Origin of the sequence: Microbispora bryophytorum, from assembly GCF_043197435.1 — a bacterium.
Taxonomy (GTDB): Bacteria; Actinomycetota; Actinomycetes; order Streptosporangiales; family Streptosporangiaceae; genus Microbispora; species Microbispora bryophytorum.
In genome coordinates this window covers 385,496-403,339 of the sequence record NZ_JBICTF010000001.1, presented here as the reverse complement: position 1 = coordinate 403,339, position 17,844 = coordinate 385,496, and the positions used below count along the sequence as shown (strand labels likewise).

Sequence of the window (17,844 nt, the reverse complement as noted above, 5' to 3'; positions counted from 1 at the left end):
CTAGTTTCCCCTCCCGTCCGAGTACATCGACAAGAAATTCGAGGTGACCCGGCGTGGCTCTTCCTCCCTTGACCCCCGAGCAGCGCGCCGCAGCTCTTGAGAAGGCTGCCAAGGCACGCAAGGAGCGTGCCGAGGTCAAGAACCGGCTCAAGCACGGCGCGGTTTCTCTGGCTGAGGTGCTGAAGGATGGGCAGACCGACGACGTCATCGGCAAGATGAAGGTCTCGGCTCTGCTGGAGTCGCTCCCTGGCGTCGGCAAGGTCCGCGCCAAGCAGCTCATGGAGCGCCTTGGTATCGCCGAATCCCGCCGTGTGCGGGGTCTCGGCGCCAACCAGCGCGCCTCCCTGGAGCGTGAGTTCGGCGGCGCCGAGAGCTGATCTCGGCGACGTACGAGCGAGTTCACGGGGGTACGGAGTGACCGACACGTCCCGGTCCGCTGGAGATCGGGCCCACGAGGCAGTCGCGACCAGCGGATTCAGGACGCGTGGCGGTGACTCCATGCCTCGCCCGCGCCTGACGGTCCTGTCCGGTCCGTCGGGTGTGGGGAAGTCCACGGTCGTCGCCGAGCTCCGGCGGTCCCACCCTGAGGTGTGGCTGTCGGTCTCGGTGACAACCCGGAAGCCCCGTCCGGGGGAGCGGCACGGCGTGGAGTACTTCTTCGCCGGCAACGACGAGTTCGACGAGCTCGTCGCCTCCGGCGAGCTTCTGGAGTGGGCCGAGTTCGCCGGCAACCGGTACGGCACGCCCAGGCGGCCGGTGCTGGAGAAGCTGGAGGCAGGCGTCCCCACTCTGCTGGAGATCGACCTGCAGGGCGCCAGGCAGGTGCGTACGACGATGCCCGATGCCCTGCTGGTGTTCCTGGCCCCGCCGAGCTGGGAGGAGCTGGAGCGGCGGCTGCGCGGCCGTGGCACCGAGCCTCCCGAAGTGATCGCCCGCCGTCTGGACGCGGGCCGGATCGAGCTGGCGGCGGAGAAGGAGTTCGATCTCACGATCGTCAACACGTCCGTCAAGGACGTGTGCCACCGGCTGATAACCTTGCTGGGAAACTCACCTAGCTAGGGGAATCACTGACGTGGCAAGCAGCTCCGCCTACGCGGAAGGCATCACCAACCCGTCGATCGACGCGCTTCTCGACATCGTCGACAGCAAGTACAGCCTTGTGATCATGGGTGCGAAGCGGGCGCGCCAGATCAACGCTTACTACTCTCAGCTCGGCGAGGGGCTGCTGGAGTACGTGGGGCCTCTCGTGGAGACCCACGCCCAGGAGAAGCCGCTGTCCATCGCCCTGCGCGAGGTCTCCGAGGGCCTGCTCACCTCTGAGCCCATCGAAGGCTGACACCACTTCCGCCGATGACGTCTGTCGTGCTGGGCGTGAGCGCCGGCATCGCGGTCTACAAGAGCTGCGAGCTGCTCCGCCTGTTCACCGAGTCGGGACACGACGTGCGCGTCGTGCCGACCCGGGACGCTCTGCGGTTCGTGGGCGAGCCGACCTGGGCGGCCCTGTCGGGCAATCCGGTGACCACCGAGGTGTGGGAGTCGGTGCACGAGGTGCCGCACGTGCGGATCGGGCAGTCCGCCGATCTGGTGGTCGTCGCGCCGGCGACGGCGGACGTGCTGGCCCGCGCCGCGCACGGCATGGCCAACGACCTGCTCACCAACACCCTGCTCACGGCGCGCTGCCCGGTGGTGTTCGCGCCCGCGATGCACACCGAGATGTGGGAGCACCCTGCCACGCGGGCGAACGTGGCGACGCTGCGCGAGCGCGGCGCGATCGTGATCGAGCCCGCCGTCGGCAGGCTCACCGGTGCCGACACCGGTCCCGGGCGGCTGCCCGACCCCGCCGAGATCTTCGAGGTGTGCCGCCGTGTGCTGGCGGGCCCGCGCGAGGACCTGGCCGGACGGCACGTCGTCGTGTCCGCCGGCGGCACCCGCGAGGCGATCGACCCCGTGCGCTTCATCGGCAACCGTTCTTCCGGGCTGCAGGGCTACGCCCTCGCCCGTACGGCCGTCGCCCGGGGCGCGGAGGTCACGCTCGTGGCGGCGAACGTGACGCTGCCCGATCCCGCGGGCGCGAAGGTCGTGCGGGTGGAGTCGGCGCGGCAGTTGCGCGAGGCGGTCCTCGCGGCGGCCGAGCACGCCGACGCGGTCGTGATGGCCGCCGCGGTGGCGGACTTCCGGCCCGTACGGCAGAGCGACACGAAGATCAAGAAATCGTCCGCCGAGCCCGACCCAATCCATCTGGTGAAAAATCCGGACATCTTGGCTGAGCTGGGGGAGGTCCGCCGGGCCAGGCGGGAGGCGTACGCCGCGAGGGACGCCGCGAGGGACGCCGCAGTGGGCGCGGCGGCGGCCGGTGGGCGCGAGACCGGTGACGGGCCGGGCGCCGCGACGCAGGCGCCGGGGGACGGGCCGCATCCGCGGGTGATCGTGGGATTCGCGGCGGAGACCGACGACGTCCTGGCCAACGGGCGGGCCAAGCTGGAGCGCAAGGGCTGCGACCTGCTCGTGGTGAACCAGGTCGGAGAGAACCTGGCGTTCGGCACGCCGGACAACGCGGCCGTCGTCCTCACGGCGGAGGGCGGATCCGTGGAGATTTCGAGGGGTCCCAAAGAGGATCTCGCCGACGTAGTGTGGGACTTGGTGGCGCAGCGTCTCGCCTGACCTTCGCGGGGTGCCGGCGCGGGCGCCCGCCCCGCCCCCACAGGTCGTGCGTCGAGGGAGCGATCGCCATGCCGGTGTCCGCCACGATCAGGGTGCGCTGCCGGGCGATGCTCGGCCCCGGCGAGGACATCCGCTACGTGTTTCCCGCGGTGGCCCTGCCACCTCCCGCCATGATCGGTTTCCTCGTCGTGGTGACGGACCGGTCGATCACGCTGCTGTCCACGAAGATCTTCGGCAGGGACGAGCCGTCAGGGGTGTGGGCGCGCTACCCCCGCCGCACCCGCCTCGGGCCGGTCGAGTTCGGGTCGGGACCTCGGATCGAAATCGGCGGCATGACCCTGGAGGTCGACGACGAGTACGCCGCGGTGGTGGCGGCGGCGGACGCCGAGGCCTTTTCGCCCGGTGACCTGCCCAGAGATCCGTTACCCGACCTTTGAGGGGCCGTCCGCGAGCGCGGAGAACCCTCTCGTGGGGTGACGGCCGGATGACGGGAAGCCGGATGGCTTCGCCGCTCCGCGGCGCCTAAGGCTAGACTCGCGTGAGCATCGAGTGGCCGCGGTGGGGCTGGGCCCTGCCGCCGGTCACTCATGGACGTCAGCAGCCGCTGCATGAGGAGCCCTGAGTTGTCCCGTCGCCTGTTCACCTCCGAGTCGGTCACCGAGGGCCACCCGGACAAGATCGCCGACCAGATCAGTGACGCGATTCTCGACGCCATGCTCAAGGACGACCCGAGGAGCCGGGTCGCCGTCGAGACAATGATCACTACTGGTCAGGTCCACGTCGCCGGCGAGGTGACGACGGAGACCTATGTCGACATCCCCGCCCTGATCCGCGAGAAGATCCTCGAGATCGGTTACGACGCCTCCCACAAGGGCTTCGACGGAGCCTCCTGTGGCGTGTCGGTGTCCATCGGCGCGCAGTCGCCGGACATCGCGCAGGGCGTGGACGACGCCTACGAGCACCGCGCGGGCGAGGGCGCCGACGACTTCGACCGCCAGGGTGCGGGCGACCAGGGCCTGATGTTCGGCTACGCCTGCCGTGAGACCCCCGAGTTGATGCCGCTGCCGATCCAGCTCGCGCACCGGATGGCCCGGCGCCTGTCCGAGGTGCGGAAGAACGGCACGGTTCCGTACCTGCGCCCGGACGGCAAGACCCAGGTCACCATCGAGTACGACGGTGACCGGCCTGTCCGCCTCGACACCGTGGTCGTCTCGACGCAGCACGCTCCGGAGATCGACCTGCGGGAGATGCTGGCGCCCGACATCCGCGAGCACGTGGTCGAGCCGATCCTGGCCGACCTGGAGATCGAGACCGAGGGCTACCGCCTGCTGGTCAACCCGACCGGCCGCTTCGAGATCGGCGGGCCCATGGGCGACGCCGGGCTGACCGGCCGCAAGATCATCATCGACACGTACGGCGGCATGGCCCGCCACGGCGGTGGCGCCTTCTCCGGCAAGGACCCGTCCAAGGTCGACCGCTCGGCCGCCTACGCCATGCGCTGGGTCGCCAAGAACGTCGTCGCGGCCGGCCTGGCCGACCGCTGCGAGGTCCAGGTCGCCTACGCCATCGGCAAGGCCCAGCCGGTCGGTCTGTTCGTCGAGACGTTCGGCACCGAGAAGGCGCCGGTCAGCGTGATCCAGGAAGCGGTGCTCCAGGTCTTCGACCTGCGTCCTGCCGCGATCATCCGCGACCTCGACCTGCTGCGCCCGATCTACTCCGAGACCGCCGCCTACGGCCACTTCGGCCGTGAGGGCTTCTCGTGGGAGTCCACGGACCGGGCCGACGCTCTGCGCGAGGCCGCGGGTCTGTGACCTGCGCCTGACGGGCACCGCGAGCATCGTCGCACCGGGCGGCGCCCGCCTCTGACGGCGGGCGCCGCTCACGCGTGCCCGGTGGACACCCGGACGTCCACAGGCGGCGGGCGTATGTGTGATTGCGGCTCGCCGGGTCTGGTAGGACGGAGACGTGACCGAGCCGACCCGCGCCCCGCATCCTCAGGAGGCGCTCATTCCGGCGCCCCCGGCCGCCCCGCAGCGGATGCGCGGAGGCACTGAGCGGACGCGGGGGAGTGCTGAGCGGACGCGGGGAAGTGCTGAGCGGGCACGGGGGACGGCAGAGCGGGCGCGCGGAAGCGCATCGCGGGCGGGCGCCGCGAAGGGTGCGCGCGAGGCGGCGCCGGACCTTCCCGTCGCCAGGGTCGTCGTGGACACGCCGCTGCCGCACCTCGACAGGCCCTTCGACTACCTCGTTCCCACCACGATGGACGCCGAGGCGGTGCCGGGCTGCCGGGTGCGCGTCCGCTTCGCCGGGCAGCTCGCCGACGGCTACCTGCTCGAACGGCTCTCCGACAGCGAGCACGAGGGCCGGCTGTCCTTCCTGGAACGAGTGATCTCCCCGGAGCCCGTCCTCACCCCGGACATCGCGCGGCTGGCCCGCGCCGTGGCCGACCGGTACGCCGGGACCATGCCGGACGTCCTGCGGCTGGCCGTTCCGCCGCGGCACGCCCGGGTCGAGGCCGAGGCGAGGACTCCCGCGCGCCGGGCGGCGTCCCCCGGCGTCGCCGGCGGTGACGTTTCCCCGCCTGCCGCTGAGCCCTTAGACGAGACGGCGGACGTCGGCGGCCCGCCGTCAGGTCCCATCGAGGGCGCGGGGCGCACAGAGCAGGGCGCGGTGCCGACAGGGCAGGGCGCGGGACCCACGGAGCAGGATGCGGGGCCCACAGGGCAGGATGCGGGGCCCACAGAGCAGGACGGGCCCCGTGAAGACGCGGTGCCCGCCGCGTCGATCCATGGCGAGTCGATCCATGGCGAGTCGATCCATGGCGAGTCGATCTACGCTGCGTCGATCTACGCTGCGTCGATCCACGGGGAGACGACGCCGGGGGAGGCCGCGTCACATGAGGCGGCGGGGCGGCGGGCGGCGCGGGCGTACGGCGACGCCTGGAGGGCCTACCCGGCGGGTGCCTCCTTCCTGGAGGCGCTGGCCGAGGGCAGGGCGCCGCGCGCCGTGTGGACGGCCCTGCCCGGCACGGACGCCGCGGGCCCGTCGTGGCCGCTCGCCATCGCGGCCGCCGCGCGGGCGACGCTGGACGGCGGGCGGGGCGTCGTCGTGGTGGTGCCCGACGGCAAGGACGTGGCGCTGGTGACCGCGGCCCTGGGGGAGACGCCGCACGTCGCGATCACGGCGGACCTCGGCCCCGCGGAGCGCTACCGGCGCTGGCTCAAGGCGTTGCGCGGCGAGATCGGGATCGTGGTGGGCAACCGCCCCGCGGCGTACGCGCCGGTGCGCCGCCTCGGGCTGGCGGTCGTCTGGGACGACGGGGACGACCTGCACGCCGAGCGCCACGCGCCCTACCCGCACACGCGCGAGGTCCTCGGCCTGCGGGCGTACCAGGCCGGGGCGGGACTGCTCGTCGGCGGCTACTCGCGCACCGCCGAGGCCACGGCCCTCGCCGAGACGGGCTGGGCGGTGCCGCTCGTCCCCGACCGGGCGGCGGTCAGGGCGCGGGCGCCCCGGGTGCGCCCGGCGGGCGGCGACGCGGAGCTGGCCCGCGACCATGCGGCCCGAGCGGCCCGCCTGCCCAGCCTCGCCTGGCGGGCGCTGCGGGAGGGGCTGGAGCACGGTCCTGTGCTCGTCCAGGTGCCGCGCAGGGGCTACCTGCCGGCGCTGGCGTGCCGCCACTGCCGTGCCCCCGCCCGCTGCTCCGGCCTGCCGGCGGTGCGCCCGGTGCCGGCGCCCGGTGCCGCCGATCCTGCGCTCGCGGAACCCGTGTCGACGGATCCTGCATTGACCGACCCCGTGGTGACGGGCTCTGGGTCCACGGAACCTGTGGTGACGAGATCGGGGCTCGCGCGATCCGCGCCCGCGGAACCCAGGGCCGCCGGACCGGTGTGCTCCGGCCCGCTCGCGCTGCGCGGCGGGCACGCCGTGCCGTACTGCCGCTGGTGCGGCCGGATCGCGGGCGACTGGCGCTGCCCGTCCTGCGGCGGGACCGGTGTGCGGGCCGTCGTCGTGGGCGCGCGGCGCACCGCCGAGGAGCTGGGCCGGGCTTTTCCTTCCGTGGCCGTGCGCACCAGCGGGCGCGACGGCGTGCTCGCGACGGTGAGCGGCGCACCCGCGCTGGTCGTGGCGACGCCGGGGGCCGAGCCGGTGCCGGACGGCGGCTACGCGGCCGCCGTGCTGCTCGACGGATGGGCACTGCTGGGCCGCCCCGATCTGCGCGCGGCCGAGGAGGCGCTGCGGCGCTGGATGAACGCCGCCGCCCTGCTGCGGCCGGCGGGGGAACTGGTCGTCCTGGCCGACGCCGCGGTGCCCGCCGTGCAGGCTCTGCTGCGCTGGGACCCTGTCACCTTCGCCGAGCGCGAGCTCGACGAGCGGGCCGAGCTGGGTTTCCCCCCGGCGGTGCGGATGGCGACGCTGACGGGCCAGGGTGCGGCGGTCAGGGAGACGCTGGCGAGCGCCGGGCTGCCTCCCGCGGCGCAGGTGCTGGGGCCGGTGCCGGTCGAGGACGGGCTGGAACGGGCCATGGTCCGGGTGCCGCGCCACCTCGGGTCCGCGCTGGCCCGTGCGCTCAAGGGCGCCTCCGGTGTGCGCTCCGCGCGCAAGGCGCCGGACGTGGTACGTGTGAACATTGATCCGCTCGACCTCATCTGACCGATTCGCCTCGCACAAAGCGAGCCGTTAGCGTGCCTCTGTGTCGATCGAATGGGTGAACCGGGCCGTCGACGGCCTGCGCGCCTGGGGGCGCGAGCGGAACGTCGAGGTCGACGTCGACGAGGTACGTCTGCTGTGCGACTACGCCAGCGACTACCTGGAGGTGAACGAACTGGGCGATTTCCGGCCGGGCACCTTCGAGGAGCTCTTGCTCGAAATCTATCCGCGCAAGGTCATCGCGCCGCCGGAGAGCGCGCAGGAGACGGTCGCCGCGGCGCGGACACTGGTCCAGTTCCTGCTGGACACGGGCGAGATCGGCATCAAGACGGCCGCCCGGATGCGGGAGACCATCGACCACATCGAGCCGGAGATGCCGCAGGCGCTCGCGGACACGTCCAAGTTCGGCATGGCCAAGAGCCTGTTCAGCGCCATCGGGCCCGACTCCCTGGAGCTCGACGCGGGCCGGGGCGCGGGGGCACAGGACACGGCGGACGGCGACGAGTGCGACTGCCCCGGCTGCGCGCCCCTGCCGCCCGTACGGCTCGCGCCGCGCGAGGAGGTGGCGCTGGCCGTACGCGAGGTGCCGCTGTTGCGCGACGCCCACCGGGTGGTGACGTGGCTGGTGGAGGGCGGCCGCACGGTGACGACGCGCCGGTCGCTGCGGGTCAGGGACGCGCGGGCGTGCACGGCCGAGCTGGGCGTCGAGTGTCCCGAACCGGCGTGGCGTCTCGCGCTCGATCTGGGCCTGGCCCGGCTCGACGGCACGGCCGTCGTGGTCGCGGAGGACTTCCGCGAGCTGGGCACGCGCGGTGAGGACGAGCTGCTCGACCTGTGGCGGTCGGCGCTGGAGTTCCTCGTCGAGAGGTCCGTGCGGCTCACCGGGGAGGCGGTGGTGGACGAGGGGATGTCCCAGATCCACGACCTGCTCTACCGGCTGCAGTCGCCCGTCCCGGTGGACGCGCTCGCCGACTACCTGCGCGAGGTGGCCGCCGGGAGGCCGGTCGGCAGGCTGGACGAGGCGCTGACCGCCCTTACGTACGCGGGAACGGTCCAGCGCACCGAGGACGGCCTGGCCCTGACCTCGCACGCCCTGTGGGGCCTGCGCGAGCTGTACGCCGGCATGGGCCTGGACGCGCCGCTCGCGCCCGCCCCGGCCGAGGGCGACGCGAGCGGGCTGATCGCCTTCCTGATCGGCGACGGCACGGCGGACGAGGCGGCCGAGCGGGACATCGCCGAGTGGCTGTCGCGGCGCACTCCCGAGCAGGCGGCGTCGGAGCTGCTCGCCGCCGTGGCCGGCGCCCCGGCGGAGGTGCGCGGGGTCGCCGTGACCATCGTGGACCGGCTGGACGTCGAGGCGGCGCCGGTCGTGCGGTCCTTCCTGGACGACGCCGAGCTGCGCCCGCACGCCATCCACTGGCTGTCCTCGAGGGGCCTGGACGCGCCCGCGCTCACCCCTGAGGAGGTCCTGTGGGTGAGCGTCGACATGCTCGCGCTCGCGCTGCCCGCCGCCGAGGCCGACCCGGACGGCTTCGCGGAGAACATCGCGGCCTCGGGGCCGCCCGCCCATCTGATCGAGGACATGTGGCGGGTGGACCACCCCGACGTGGTCGAGGTTCTCGAACTGCTCGGCAGCACGCTGCCGGACCAGGCGGCCGCCAAAGCCGCCCGGAAAGCGGCGTTCAAGGCTCGTTCGCGGGGCATCAGGTGACTGCTGTGCAGTAAGTTGCTGGAATGGCCGACAGCGACGTGCTCACCTTCCCGCCGGTCGACATCGCCCCGGACGAGCAGCTCGTCCACGCGGTGCGGGAGGTCCCGCTCGTGCGGGACGCCCGCCGCGTCGCCGAGTGGGTCGGGGCCCGCTGCGCCGCCTCGCCCCGGAATGTGTGCGAGGTGACCGAGCAGGGGCTGCCGCACCCCGCCGAGGCCGAGGCGGCCGTCGCCGAGCTGGGCCTGGAGCCGGCGAGGCTCCGCCTGCTGTGGGTGGTCGCGGTCAACGGCCGTCTCGTGGAGGTCACCCGGCAGGGCGCCCGCCCCGGGCCCGGCGTGCCCGACCCCATGGAGTTCTGGGACGGCGTGGTCATGGACGTGCTCGACCGGACCGAGGAGGGCCTGACCGGCTCGGCCGTCGTCGACGAGCACCTCACCGAGATCCTCGCGACGATCTATTCGGTGCGCGAGGGCATGCCGCTCGCCGCCCTGGCCGGCGGCATCCTCCAGGCCCACGAGGTGGGCTGCGAGGCGCGGCCGGCGGACCTGCGGCGGCTGCGGATGACCCTGCCGGGCGAGCTGGCGGCGGCCATGGCGCTGCTGGAGTACTGCGGGCTGATCGAGCTGACCGGGGAGCTCGTCCGGCTCACCCAGCCGGGCGTGTGGGCCGTGCGCCGCGACCTGCTGAGGGAGGGCCACGACGCGCCGTCGCTCGGCGAGGTGGCAGCGCTCGCGGAGCTGGGCGCCGCCGACCTCATCGACGCCATGCTGACCGGCCGGGCCTCCGCCAGCGCCGCCACGCTGTGGCTGGAGCGCCGGGTGCCGGAGGACGCGGCGCGCGAACTCATCAAGATCGCCGCGTCGGGCAACGCCGCCCAGCGCGGCACCGCCGGGACCGTGCTGGAGGAACTGGGCCCGGAGGCCGCGCAGGCCGTGCGGGAGGCCCTGGACGAGCCGATGATGTGGCGCTACGCCGCGGCCTGGCTGGGCGTACGGGACCTGGAGGCGCCGGCCCTCGGCGAGGGTGACGGGGCCTGGGTGGCGGTGGACACCCTCGCCGCCCTGCTCTACATCGGCGCCCCGGTCGGCTCGGTGGCCCACTTCGACCTCCTCGGAGAGGACCTGCTCACGCTGGTGCCCGAGATGGGCCGGGCCGACCACCCCGACGCCCTCGCGGTGCTGGAGATGCTCGGCAGGCACCATCCCGAGCCGGTGATCGCGAAGACCGCCAGGAAGACGGCGATGAAGGTGCGTTCACGCCCGTAGACTGGGGCGATCCTCCTCGTGTACGTGACGTGAACGGAGCCAACCGTTGGCCATTCAGCCGATCCGCCTGTTCGGCGACCCGGTGCTGCGCACTGCGGCCGAGCCGGTGGTCGACTTCGACAAGGAACTGCGCAAGCTCGTCAAGGACCTGACCGACACGATGATGGACGCGCCGGGCGCGGGCCTCGCGGCGCCGCAGATCGGCGTCGGCCTTCGTGTGTTCACCTACTACGTCGACGAGCAGCTCGGGCACCTCATCAATCCCGATCTCGACCTCGGCGGTGAGATGGACGAGGAGGGTGAGGAGGGCTGCCTGTCCTTCCCCGGCCTGACCTTCCCGACGCCCCGCGCGATCAGCACGGTGGCCAAGGGCTTCACCATGCACGGCGAGCCGGTGACGATCGAGGGCACCGACCTCATGGCGCGCTGCTTCCAGCACGAGACCGACCACCTGGACGGCGTGCTGTTCATCGACCGGCTGGACGCCAAGCAGCGCAAGCTCGCCATGAAGGCGATCCGCGAGGCCGAGTGGAGCGGCCTGTCGTCGCCGGTGGTGAAGATCTCGCCGCACAGTACGCAGGGAAGGGCCCTGTAGTGCGCCTGGTCTTCGCCGGCACGCCCGACACCGCGCTCCCGTCGCTGCGTGCCCTGCTGGACTCGCCCCGTCACGAGGTGGCGGCCGTGGTGACCCGGCCGGACGCGCAGTCGGGCCGGGGACGCAAGATGCACCCCAGCCCGGTGGCCCAGCTCGCCGAGGAGTCGGGGATCGAGGTGCTCAGACCGGCGAAGGCCGCGGACCCGGAGTTCCTCGCCCGGCTGAGGGCGATCGGCCCCGACTGCTGCCCCGTGGTCGCGTACGGCGCCCTGCTGCCGCAGGCGGCGCTCGACATCCCCCCGCAGGGGTGGATCAACCTGCACTTCTCCGTGCTGCCCGCCTGGCGCGGCGCGGCGCCGGTGCAGCACGCCGTGCTCCACGGCGACGACGTCACCGGCGCCTCGACCTTCCGCATCGTGAAGGAGCTGGACGCCGGGCCGGTGTTCGGCGTGCTCACCGAGCGGATCCGCCCGGACGACACGAGCGGCGCGCTGCTGGCCCGGCTCGCGGACGCGGGCGCGGGCCTGCTGCTGGCCACGCTCGACGGCGTCGAGGACGGCACGCTGGAGGCCCGTCCGCAGCCCGCGGACGGCGTCAGCCTGGCCCCGAAGATCACGGTCGAGGACGCGAGGATCGCCTGGACCACGCCCGCGATGCGGGTGGACCGGCTGGTGCGGGCCTGCGCTCCGGCTCCTGGTGCGTGGGCCGAGTTCCGCGGCCAGCGAATCAAGATCGGCTCGGTGCTGCTCGCGCCCGACGCGGGCCCGCTCGCCCCGGGACAGATCGCGGCCACGCGGAAGGCCGTCCTCGTGGGGACCGGCACCCACCCCGTGGAGCTCGGCGAGGTGCAGCCGCAGGGCAAGCGGCAGATGAGCGCGGCCGAATGGGGCCGCGGCGTCCGGTTCGCGGACGGTGAGACCCTGGTCTGAGGGGCCCTGCCCGCCGGCATCCCGGCCCCCGGGCAGCGCCGACCCCGGGCAGCGCCGAGGGTGACAGGGACGAGGGCCGAAGGGCCGAAGATGGCAGGGCCGAGGGTGGCAGGGTCGAGGGTGACACCGTGAAGCAGGGCAGAGGTCAGGGCGGCGGCGGGCGGCGCGGCCAGAGCGGCGGCAAAGACGGCGGCACCGGTGGTAGCACAGGTGGAGGCACCGGTCACGGCACTGGTGGAGGCACCGGTGGCGGCACTGGGCAGGTCCGTCCGGGCCGCGGCGGCAGGACGGGCCACGGCGGGCCGGCGGCGAAGCCCGGCCAGCCGAGGCAGGGCCGCGGGCGCCCGCCCCGCGACGAGGCGCGCAACGCCGCCTATGACCTGATGCGGGCCGTCGACGAGCGCGACGCCTACGCCAACCTGCTCATGCCGGCCCTGCTGCGGCAGCGGCGCCTCACGGGACGCGACGCGGCCCTCGCCACCGAGCTGGCGTACGGCACGCTGCGCGGCCTCGGGACCTACGACGAGGTCATCGCCGCGTGCAGCGACCGGCCGCCGGAAGAGGTCGACCCGCCGCTGCTCGACGCGGTGCGTCTCGGCGTCCACCAGCTTCTGCGCACGCGGATCCCGCCCCACGCGGCGGTCAGCGCCACCATCGACCTCGTACGGCTGCGCGTCGGGGCGGGCCCGTCCCGCTACGCCAACGCCGTGCTGCGCAAGGTCGCGGGCCGCACGCTGGAGGAGTGGCTGGAGATCGTCGCCCCGCCGCGGGCGCAGGATCCGGTCGGCAACCTGGCGATCACCTACAGCCATCCGCGCTGGATCGTCACCGCCCTGCGCGACGCCGTGGGCGGGGACGTGGACGAGGCGGCCGCGTTGCTGGAGGCCGACAACGAGCGGCCCCGCGTGGCGCTGGTGGCGCGGCCGGGACGGGCCACGGTGGAGGAGCTGGTCGCGGCCGGGGCCGAGAGGGCCGCCTACTCGCCGTACGCGGCCTACCTGCCGGAGGGCGACCCCGGCTCCATCCCCGCGGTCGGGGAGGCGCGGGCCGCGGTGCAGGACGAGGCCAGCCAGCTCGTCGCGCTCGCGCTGACGCGCGTGCCGCTCGACCGGGACTCCACGTGGCTGGACATGTGCGCCGGCCCCGGGGGGAAGGCCGGGCTCCTCGACGCGGTGGCGGCGCAGCGGGGCGCCCGGGTGCTCGGCGCCGACGTGCAGTATCACCGCGCCCGGCTGGTGTGGGGCACCACCCGCGAGGCGAAGGTGATCACGGCCGACGGCACGCGGCCCGCCTGGCGGCCCGGCGCGTTCGACCGGGTCATGCTCGACGCCCCCTGCACCGGGCTCGGCGCCCTGCGCAGGCGGCCGGAGGCCCGGTGGCGGCGCGACCCCCGGAGCATCCCCGAGCTGACCGCGCTGCAGCGGCGGCTGCTCGACTCGGCGCTGGAGGCCGTCCGGCCGGGCGGGGTCGTGGCGTACGTGACCTGCTCGCCGCACCTGGCCGAGACCCGGGCCGTGGTGGAGGACGTGCGCGACCGGGTCGAGGTGCTGGACGCCCGCGCGTTCCTGCCCGAGGTGTCCGGCCTCGGAGACGGCCCGTACGCGCAGTTCTGGCCGCACCGGCACGGCACGGACGCGATGTTCCTGGCGCTGCTGCGCCGCCTGTGAGCGAGTGGTCCGAGGTCCGGGCCTCGACGGGATTCCCCTGAGTGGTGAGCGCTGAGCGGTGAGCGCCGCCGCGCCGATGAGCCCCGCCGCGAAGGCGGCGCGGAGGCGGCGCGGGCGGCCGGCGTCGCCGCCTTGCCGGCGGCCTCGGACTGGAGGCCGCCGGGGAGGGGCGGGACGGACGCCCGGGCGAAATAGACTGCAGGCACTATGGCCGTTCAGATCTCGCCCAGCATCCTGTCCGCAGACTTCGCCCGCCTCGCCGACGAGGCCGCACGGGTGGAGAACGTCGCCGACTGGCTCCACGTCGACGTCATGGATTACCACTTCGTGCCGAACCTGACGCTCGGCCTGCCGGTCGTCGAGTCGCTGCTGAAGACCACCGCGACGCCGGTCGACTGCCACCTCATGATCAAGGATCCGGACCGGTGGGCGCCGGACTACGCGGAGGCGGGTGCGGCCAGTGTCACGATCCACGCCGAGGCGGCCAAGGCCGCCGTGCGCACGCTGCGGGCGATCCGCGCCGCCGGGGCGCGGGCCGGTCTGGCGCTGAACCCGGCGACCGCCGTCGAGGGGTACGAGGACCTGCTGCCCGAGATCGACATGATGCTCGTCATGACCGTCGAGCCGGGCTTCGGCGGGCAGCGCTTCCTCGACATCGTGCTGCCGAAGCTGGCGCGGGCCCGGGCGCTGATCGACAAGCATGGCGGCGAGGTGTGGCTCCAGGTCGACGGCGGCGTCTCCGCGGAGACGATCGAGCGCTGCGCCGAGGCCGGGGCCGACGTCTTCGTGGCCGGCAACGCCGTCTACGGCGCCGACGATCCCGCCCGCGCCGTCCAGGAGCTCCGGACCCTCGCCGAACAAGCCACCCCACCCAGGTGGTGATCTTGTAGTTTGTCACAGTCGCATGGCTTGACCTGCCGCTCCACGCTTTGTGATCTTGCAGCGTTCCACTGCTTCATGCCCCCGAGCAGGGAAAGCGCCGTCCGTGATCTTGCAATGTGCCGCTGAGTGCAAGATCACGGACGGTGAAAGCGAAGGTAGGCCGGACGTGCCGGACTACTCTGCATGATCACGCCGAGTGTTCGCCGAGGTCAGAAAGGAAGCCTGCGACAAACTGCAAGATCGCGGCGTAAGGAGGCCGAGGTCGGAGGGCTTTCTGCGACAAAGTGCAAGATCACGCGGGCAGGGGAGGGGGGTTAGGCGAGGGCGGGGTCGAGGACCACGTCCTCGCCCTGCGTGGTGGGCGCCTCGGGGAAGTGGCAGGCGGTCAGGTGGCCCTCGCGGTTGCCGCTGAGCCTGACCAGGGGCGGCACCTCCGTGGCGCACTTGTCCTGGGCCTTCCAGCAGCGCGTGCGGAAGCGGCACCCGGACGGCGGGTTGATCGGCGAGGGCACGTCGCCGGCCAGGCGGATGCGCTCGCGCGGCTCGCTCGACACGTCCGGCTCGGGCACGGCCGACAGCAGGGCGTGCGTGTACGGATGCCGGGGCCGCTCGTAGATCGACTGGCGGTCGCCGACCTCGACGATCTTGCCGAGGTACATGACGGCGACGCGCTGGGAGAAGTGCCGTACGACGGCGAGGTCGTGCGCGATGAACAGGAACGCGATGCCGAGGTCACGCTGCAGTTCCTGCAGCAGGTTGACCACCTGGGCCTGGATGGAGACGTCCAGCGCCGACACCGGCTCGTCGGCGATGATGAGCGTGGGGTTGAGCGCCAGGGCCCGGGCGATCCCGATGCGCTGCCGCTGGCCGCCGGAGAACTCGTGCGGGAAGCGGTTGTAGTGCTCGGGGTTGAGACCGACGATCTCCAGCAGCTCCTGCGCCCGCTTCTTGCGCCCGCCGGACGGGTTGATGTCGTTGACCTCCATCGGCCCGCGGATGATCGTGCCCACGGTCTGGCGCGGGTTGAGCGAGCTGTAGGGGTCCTGGAAGATCATCTGGATCTCGGGGCGGATCGGCTTGAGCTGCTTGCGCGAGCTGTGGCTGATGTCCCGCCCCCGATAGAGGATCTCACCCGAGGTGGGTTCGAGCAGGCGGGCCGCCAGGCGCCCGGTGGTGGACTTGCCGCAGCCCGACTCGCCCACCAGGCCGACCGTCTCGCCGGGGCCGACCGCGAGGTCGATGCCGTCCACCGCGTGGACGGCCCCGACCTGACGCTTGATCAGCGTGCCGCCCCGCACGGGGAAGTGCTTGACCAGCCCCTTGAGCTCCAGCAGCGTCTCGTTCATGCGTGGTCCTCGGTCTTCGCGGTGCGGAGTTCCCTCTTCTGATCAAGGGTCAGGTAGCAGGCGTCGCCGTGCCCGGTCTCCGGGGAGATCGACGGCCGCTGGTTGAAGCACAGCTCCGGCCCGGCGAGCTTCGGGTAGTCGCAGCGCGGGTGGAACGGGCAGCCGGACGGCGGGTTCAGCAAACTCGGGGGAGTGCCGCGCACCGGCATCAGCGGGACGTCCACGGACGAGTTCAGGCGCGGCATCGACGACAGCAGGCCCCAGGTGTAGGGGTGGCGCGGCTCGCGCAGCACCTCGCGGACGGTGCCGCGCTCGGCCGCCCGCCCGGCGTACATGACCAGGACGTTGTCGGCGGTGCCGGCCACGACGCCGAGGTCGTGGGTGATCAGGATGATCGCGGTGCCGAACTGCTGCTGAAGCTCCTTGAGCAGGTCGAGGATCTGCGCCTGCACGGTCACGTCGAGCGCGGTCGTCGGCTCGTCGGCGATGAGCAGGTCGGGGTCGCACACCAGCGCCATCGCGATCATCGCGCGCTGCCGCATGCCGCCGGAGAACTCGTGCGGGTAGTGGTCAACCCGCGTCTCCGGCTGGGGGATGCCCACGCGCCGGAGCATCTCGACGGCCCGGTCGCGGGCCTCCTTCTTGCTCGCGCCCTTGTGCTTGCGGTAGACCTCGCCGATCTGCCGGCCGATCGTGTGGAACGGCGACAGCGCGGTGAGCGGGTCCTGGAAGATCATGGCGACGCGGTTGCCGCGGAGTTTCTCCATCGAGCCGCGGCTCGCCGAGATCAGCTCCTGGTCCTCCAGCCAGATCTCCCCGCCGATCTTCGTGTGGGCGGGGTCGTGCAGGCCGAGGATGGCGAGGTTGGTCACGGACTTGCCCGATCCGGACTCGCCGACGATGCCGAGCGTGGTGCCCTTCTCCAGATCGAAGGACAGGCCGTCGACGGCGTGCACGATGCCGTCCTCGGTGCTGAACTCGACGCTCAGGTCGCGGACGGACAGGAACGGCCCGGGGCCGCGCGAGGTCCCCGGCTCGCCGCTCCACGACACGGTGGTCACTTGCTGCTCCAGTTCCCGGTTCGACGTGATTAGGCGTTGGGCTTGGTAGGGCGTGGCTCAGCTCAGGCGGACCCGCGGGTCGATGAACGCGTAGAGCATGTCCACGGCGATGTTCAGCAGGACGATCGCCGCCGCGCCCACGATGGTCACGCCGAGCAGCATCGGCAGGTCGGTGTTCTGCACGGCGCGTACGGCCAGCTCGCCGATGCCGTGGAGGCTGAACGTCTGCTCGGTGATGATCGCGCCGCCCAGGAGCGTGGCGAGGTCGACACCGAAGATCGTGAGGATGGGGATCATCGCGCCGCGCCAGGCGAAGCGGAAGAACACCGACCGGCTCGACATGCCCTTGGCGCGCGCCGTGCGGACGTAGTCCTCGGCGAGCTGCTCGACCATCTGCGAGCGGGTCATGCGGGTGTAGTTGGCGGTGAAGATGATCGACAACACCACCCACGGCAGCATCAGGTGGGTGAACCAGCCCAGCGGGTTCTCGGTGATCGGCACGTAGGACGGGCGCGGGATCAGCTGCAGGGTGTCCACCAGGTAGAACGCCAGCAGCGGTCCGACGAAGTAGATCTGGAGCGAGGCCCCGATGACCGACGACGAGCTGGCGATCTTGTCGAGCGGCTGCCCGACCTTCCAGGCTGCGATCATGCCGGTGAGGATGCCGAACGCCAGGATGACCACCGATGCGCCCAGGGTGAGCGACAGCGTCACCGGGAAACGGTCGACGATGGCGCTGAAGACGGGCTCCTGGGTGGCGAAGGAGTAGCCGAGGCAGGGCGCCGGGCAGTCGCCGAACTGGACGAACTGCCGGCCGGCGAAGATGCCGACGAGCCAGTGCCAGTACTGCACGAACAGCGGCTCGTCCATGCCCAGGTTGTGCCGGATCAGCGTCAGCGTCTCAGGCTGGCAGATCTTGCCGCAGAACGCCCGGGCGGGGTCGCGCGGCACGGCGTAGAAGAGGTAGAACGTGATCGCGCTGATGATCATCAAGATCACGAGTGCGCCGGCGACGCGGCGTACCAGATAGCTGGTCATGGTCTCGCACTTGCTCCTGCGGGCGGGACGGGCCCGGGG

The 17,844-nt window shown here is 72.7% G+C and carries 16 protein-coding genes; 13 read left to right on the top strand and 3 right to left on the bottom strand.

Features of this window, described 5'->3' with window-relative positions; genetic code table 11:
• Positions 1-53: 53 nt before the first annotated feature.
• The 13 genes from mihF to rpe all read left to right on the top strand — a co-directional run bounded on the left by mihF (position 54) and on the right by rpe (position 14,360).
• Complete coding sequence (gene mihF / locus ACGFIB_RS01840) at positions 54-377, top strand: integration host factor, actinobacterial type (protein WP_030450375.1); 324 nt, start codon at positions 54-56, stop codon at positions 375-377.
• A gap of 121 nt (positions 378-498) precedes the next feature.
• On the top strand, positions 499-1,059 hold the full coding sequence (gmk, locus tag ACGFIB_RS01835; RefSeq protein WP_142568514.1) for a guanylate kinase: 561 nt from the start codon (positions 499-501) through the stop codon (positions 1,057-1,059).
• A 13-nt stretch (positions 1,060-1,072) separates the two neighbouring features.
• A complete protein-coding gene (gene rpoZ / locus ACGFIB_RS01830) occupies positions 1,073-1,336 on the top strand; it encodes a DNA-directed RNA polymerase subunit omega (RefSeq protein WP_030508986.1) in 264 nt (87 codons plus the stop codon).
• Between the two features lie 14 nt (positions 1,337-1,350).
• Positions 1,351-2,661 (top strand): bifunctional phosphopantothenoylcysteine decarboxylase/phosphopantothenate--cysteine ligase CoaBC, encoded by a 1,311-nt coding sequence (gene coaBC / locus ACGFIB_RS01825; RefSeq protein WP_393367835.1) that lies wholly within the window; start codon positions 1,351-1,353, stop codon positions 2,659-2,661.
• Between the two features lie 68 nt (positions 2,662-2,729).
• The gene (locus ACGFIB_RS01820; protein ID WP_142568518.1) at positions 2,730-3,098 is read left to right on the top strand and encodes a hypothetical protein; all 369 of its coding nucleotides are present in this window, start codon (positions 2,730-2,732) and stop codon (positions 3,096-3,098) included.
• A gap of 186 nt (positions 3,099-3,284) precedes the next feature.
• A complete protein-coding gene (gene metK / locus ACGFIB_RS01815) occupies positions 3,285-4,472 on the top strand; it encodes a methionine adenosyltransferase (RefSeq protein ID WP_357240062.1) in 1,188 nt (395 codons plus the stop codon).
• Positions 4,473-4,626: 154 nt separating this feature from the next.
• The gene (locus tag ACGFIB_RS01810; protein WP_393367832.1) at positions 4,627-7,314 is read left to right on the top strand and encodes a primosomal protein N'; all 2,688 of its coding nucleotides are present in this window, start codon (positions 4,627-4,629) and stop codon (positions 7,312-7,314) included.
• A 40-nt stretch (positions 7,315-7,354) separates the two neighbouring features.
• The gene (locus ACGFIB_RS01805) at positions 7,355-9,022 is read left to right on the top strand and encodes a hypothetical protein (protein WP_142568522.1); all 1,668 of its coding nucleotides are present in this window, start codon (positions 7,355-7,357) and stop codon (positions 9,020-9,022) included.
• A 23-nt stretch (positions 9,023-9,045) separates the two neighbouring features.
• Positions 9,046-10,287 carry a hypothetical protein gene (locus ACGFIB_RS01800; protein ID WP_142568524.1) on the top strand — a complete coding sequence of 414 codons (1,242 nt, stop codon included), beginning with the start codon at positions 9,046-9,048 and terminating at the stop codon, positions 10,285-10,287.
• A gap of 46 nt (positions 10,288-10,333) precedes the next feature.
• On the top strand, positions 10,334-10,882 hold the full coding sequence (gene def / locus ACGFIB_RS01795) for a peptide deformylase (protein WP_357240066.1): 549 nt from the start codon (positions 10,334-10,336) through the stop codon (positions 10,880-10,882).
• Positions 10,882-11,811 (top strand): methionyl-tRNA formyltransferase, encoded by a 930-nt coding sequence (gene fmt / locus ACGFIB_RS01790; RefSeq protein WP_142568527.1) that lies wholly within the window; start codon positions 10,882-10,884, stop codon positions 11,809-11,811. The genes def and fmt overlap by 1 nt, the downstream gene beginning before the upstream one ends.
• Before the next feature lie 128 nt (positions 11,812-11,939).
• Complete coding sequence (locus ACGFIB_RS01785) at positions 11,940-13,478, top strand: RsmB/NOP family class I SAM-dependent RNA methyltransferase (RefSeq protein ID WP_393367828.1); 1,539 nt, start codon at positions 11,940-11,942, stop codon at positions 13,476-13,478.
• Positions 13,479-13,685: 207 nt separating this feature from the next.
• Positions 13,686-14,360, top strand: coding sequence for a ribulose-phosphate 3-epimerase (gene rpe / locus ACGFIB_RS01780; RefSeq protein ID WP_357240074.1), 675 nt, complete (start codon positions 13,686-13,688; stop codon positions 14,358-14,360).
• 314 nt (positions 14,361-14,674) lie between these two features.
• Here the strand turns inward: rpe and ACGFIB_RS01775 are convergent, their stop codons facing one another.
• The 3 genes from ACGFIB_RS01775 to ACGFIB_RS01765 are packed head-to-tail and all read right to left on the bottom strand — an operon-like array spanning position 14,675 to position 17,805.
• A complete protein-coding gene (locus tag ACGFIB_RS01775) occupies positions 14,675-15,706 on the bottom strand; it encodes an ABC transporter ATP-binding protein (RefSeq protein WP_191050532.1) in 1,032 nt (343 codons plus the stop codon).
• Positions 15,703-16,767 (bottom strand): ABC transporter ATP-binding protein, encoded by a 1,065-nt coding sequence (locus ACGFIB_RS01770; protein ID WP_357286520.1) that lies wholly within the window; start codon positions 16,765-16,767, stop codon positions 15,703-15,705. The genes ACGFIB_RS01775 and ACGFIB_RS01770 overlap by 4 nt, the downstream gene beginning before the upstream one ends.
• 57 nt (positions 16,768-16,824) lie before the next feature.
• Complete coding sequence (locus tag ACGFIB_RS01765) at positions 16,825-17,805, bottom strand: ABC transporter permease (RefSeq protein WP_142568537.1); 981 nt, start codon at positions 17,803-17,805, stop codon at positions 16,825-16,827.
• Positions 17,806-17,844 lie beyond the last annotated feature (39 nt).

What these genes read in the sequence shown, in the direction of transcription:
- ACGFIB_RS01765 (WP_142568537.1), bottom strand. Translation starts at nt 17,805, where the DNA reads ATGACCAGCTATCTGGTACGCCGCGTCGCCGGCGCACTCGTGATCTTG.
- coaBC (WP_393367835.1), top strand. Translation starts at nt 1,351, where the DNA reads ATGACGTCTGTCGTGCTGGGCGTGAGCGCCGGCATCGCGGTCTACAAG.
- ACGFIB_RS01775 (WP_191050532.1), bottom strand. Translation starts at nt 15,706, where the DNA reads ATGAACGAGACGCTGCTGGAGCTCAAGGGGCTGGTCAAGCACTTCCCC.
- gmk (WP_142568514.1), top strand. Translation starts at nt 499, where the DNA reads ATGCCTCGCCCGCGCCTGACGGTCCTGTCCGGTCCGTCGGGTGTGGGG.
- rpe (WP_357240074.1), top strand. Translation starts at nt 13,686, where the DNA reads ATGGCCGTTCAGATCTCGCCCAGCATCCTGTCCGCAGACTTCGCCCGC.
- ACGFIB_RS01820 (WP_142568518.1), top strand. Translation starts at nt 2,730, where the DNA reads ATGCCGGTGTCCGCCACGATCAGGGTGCGCTGCCGGGCGATGCTCGGC.
- ACGFIB_RS01800 (WP_142568524.1), top strand. Translation starts at nt 9,046, where the DNA reads ATGGCCGACAGCGACGTGCTCACCTTCCCGCCGGTCGACATCGCCCCG.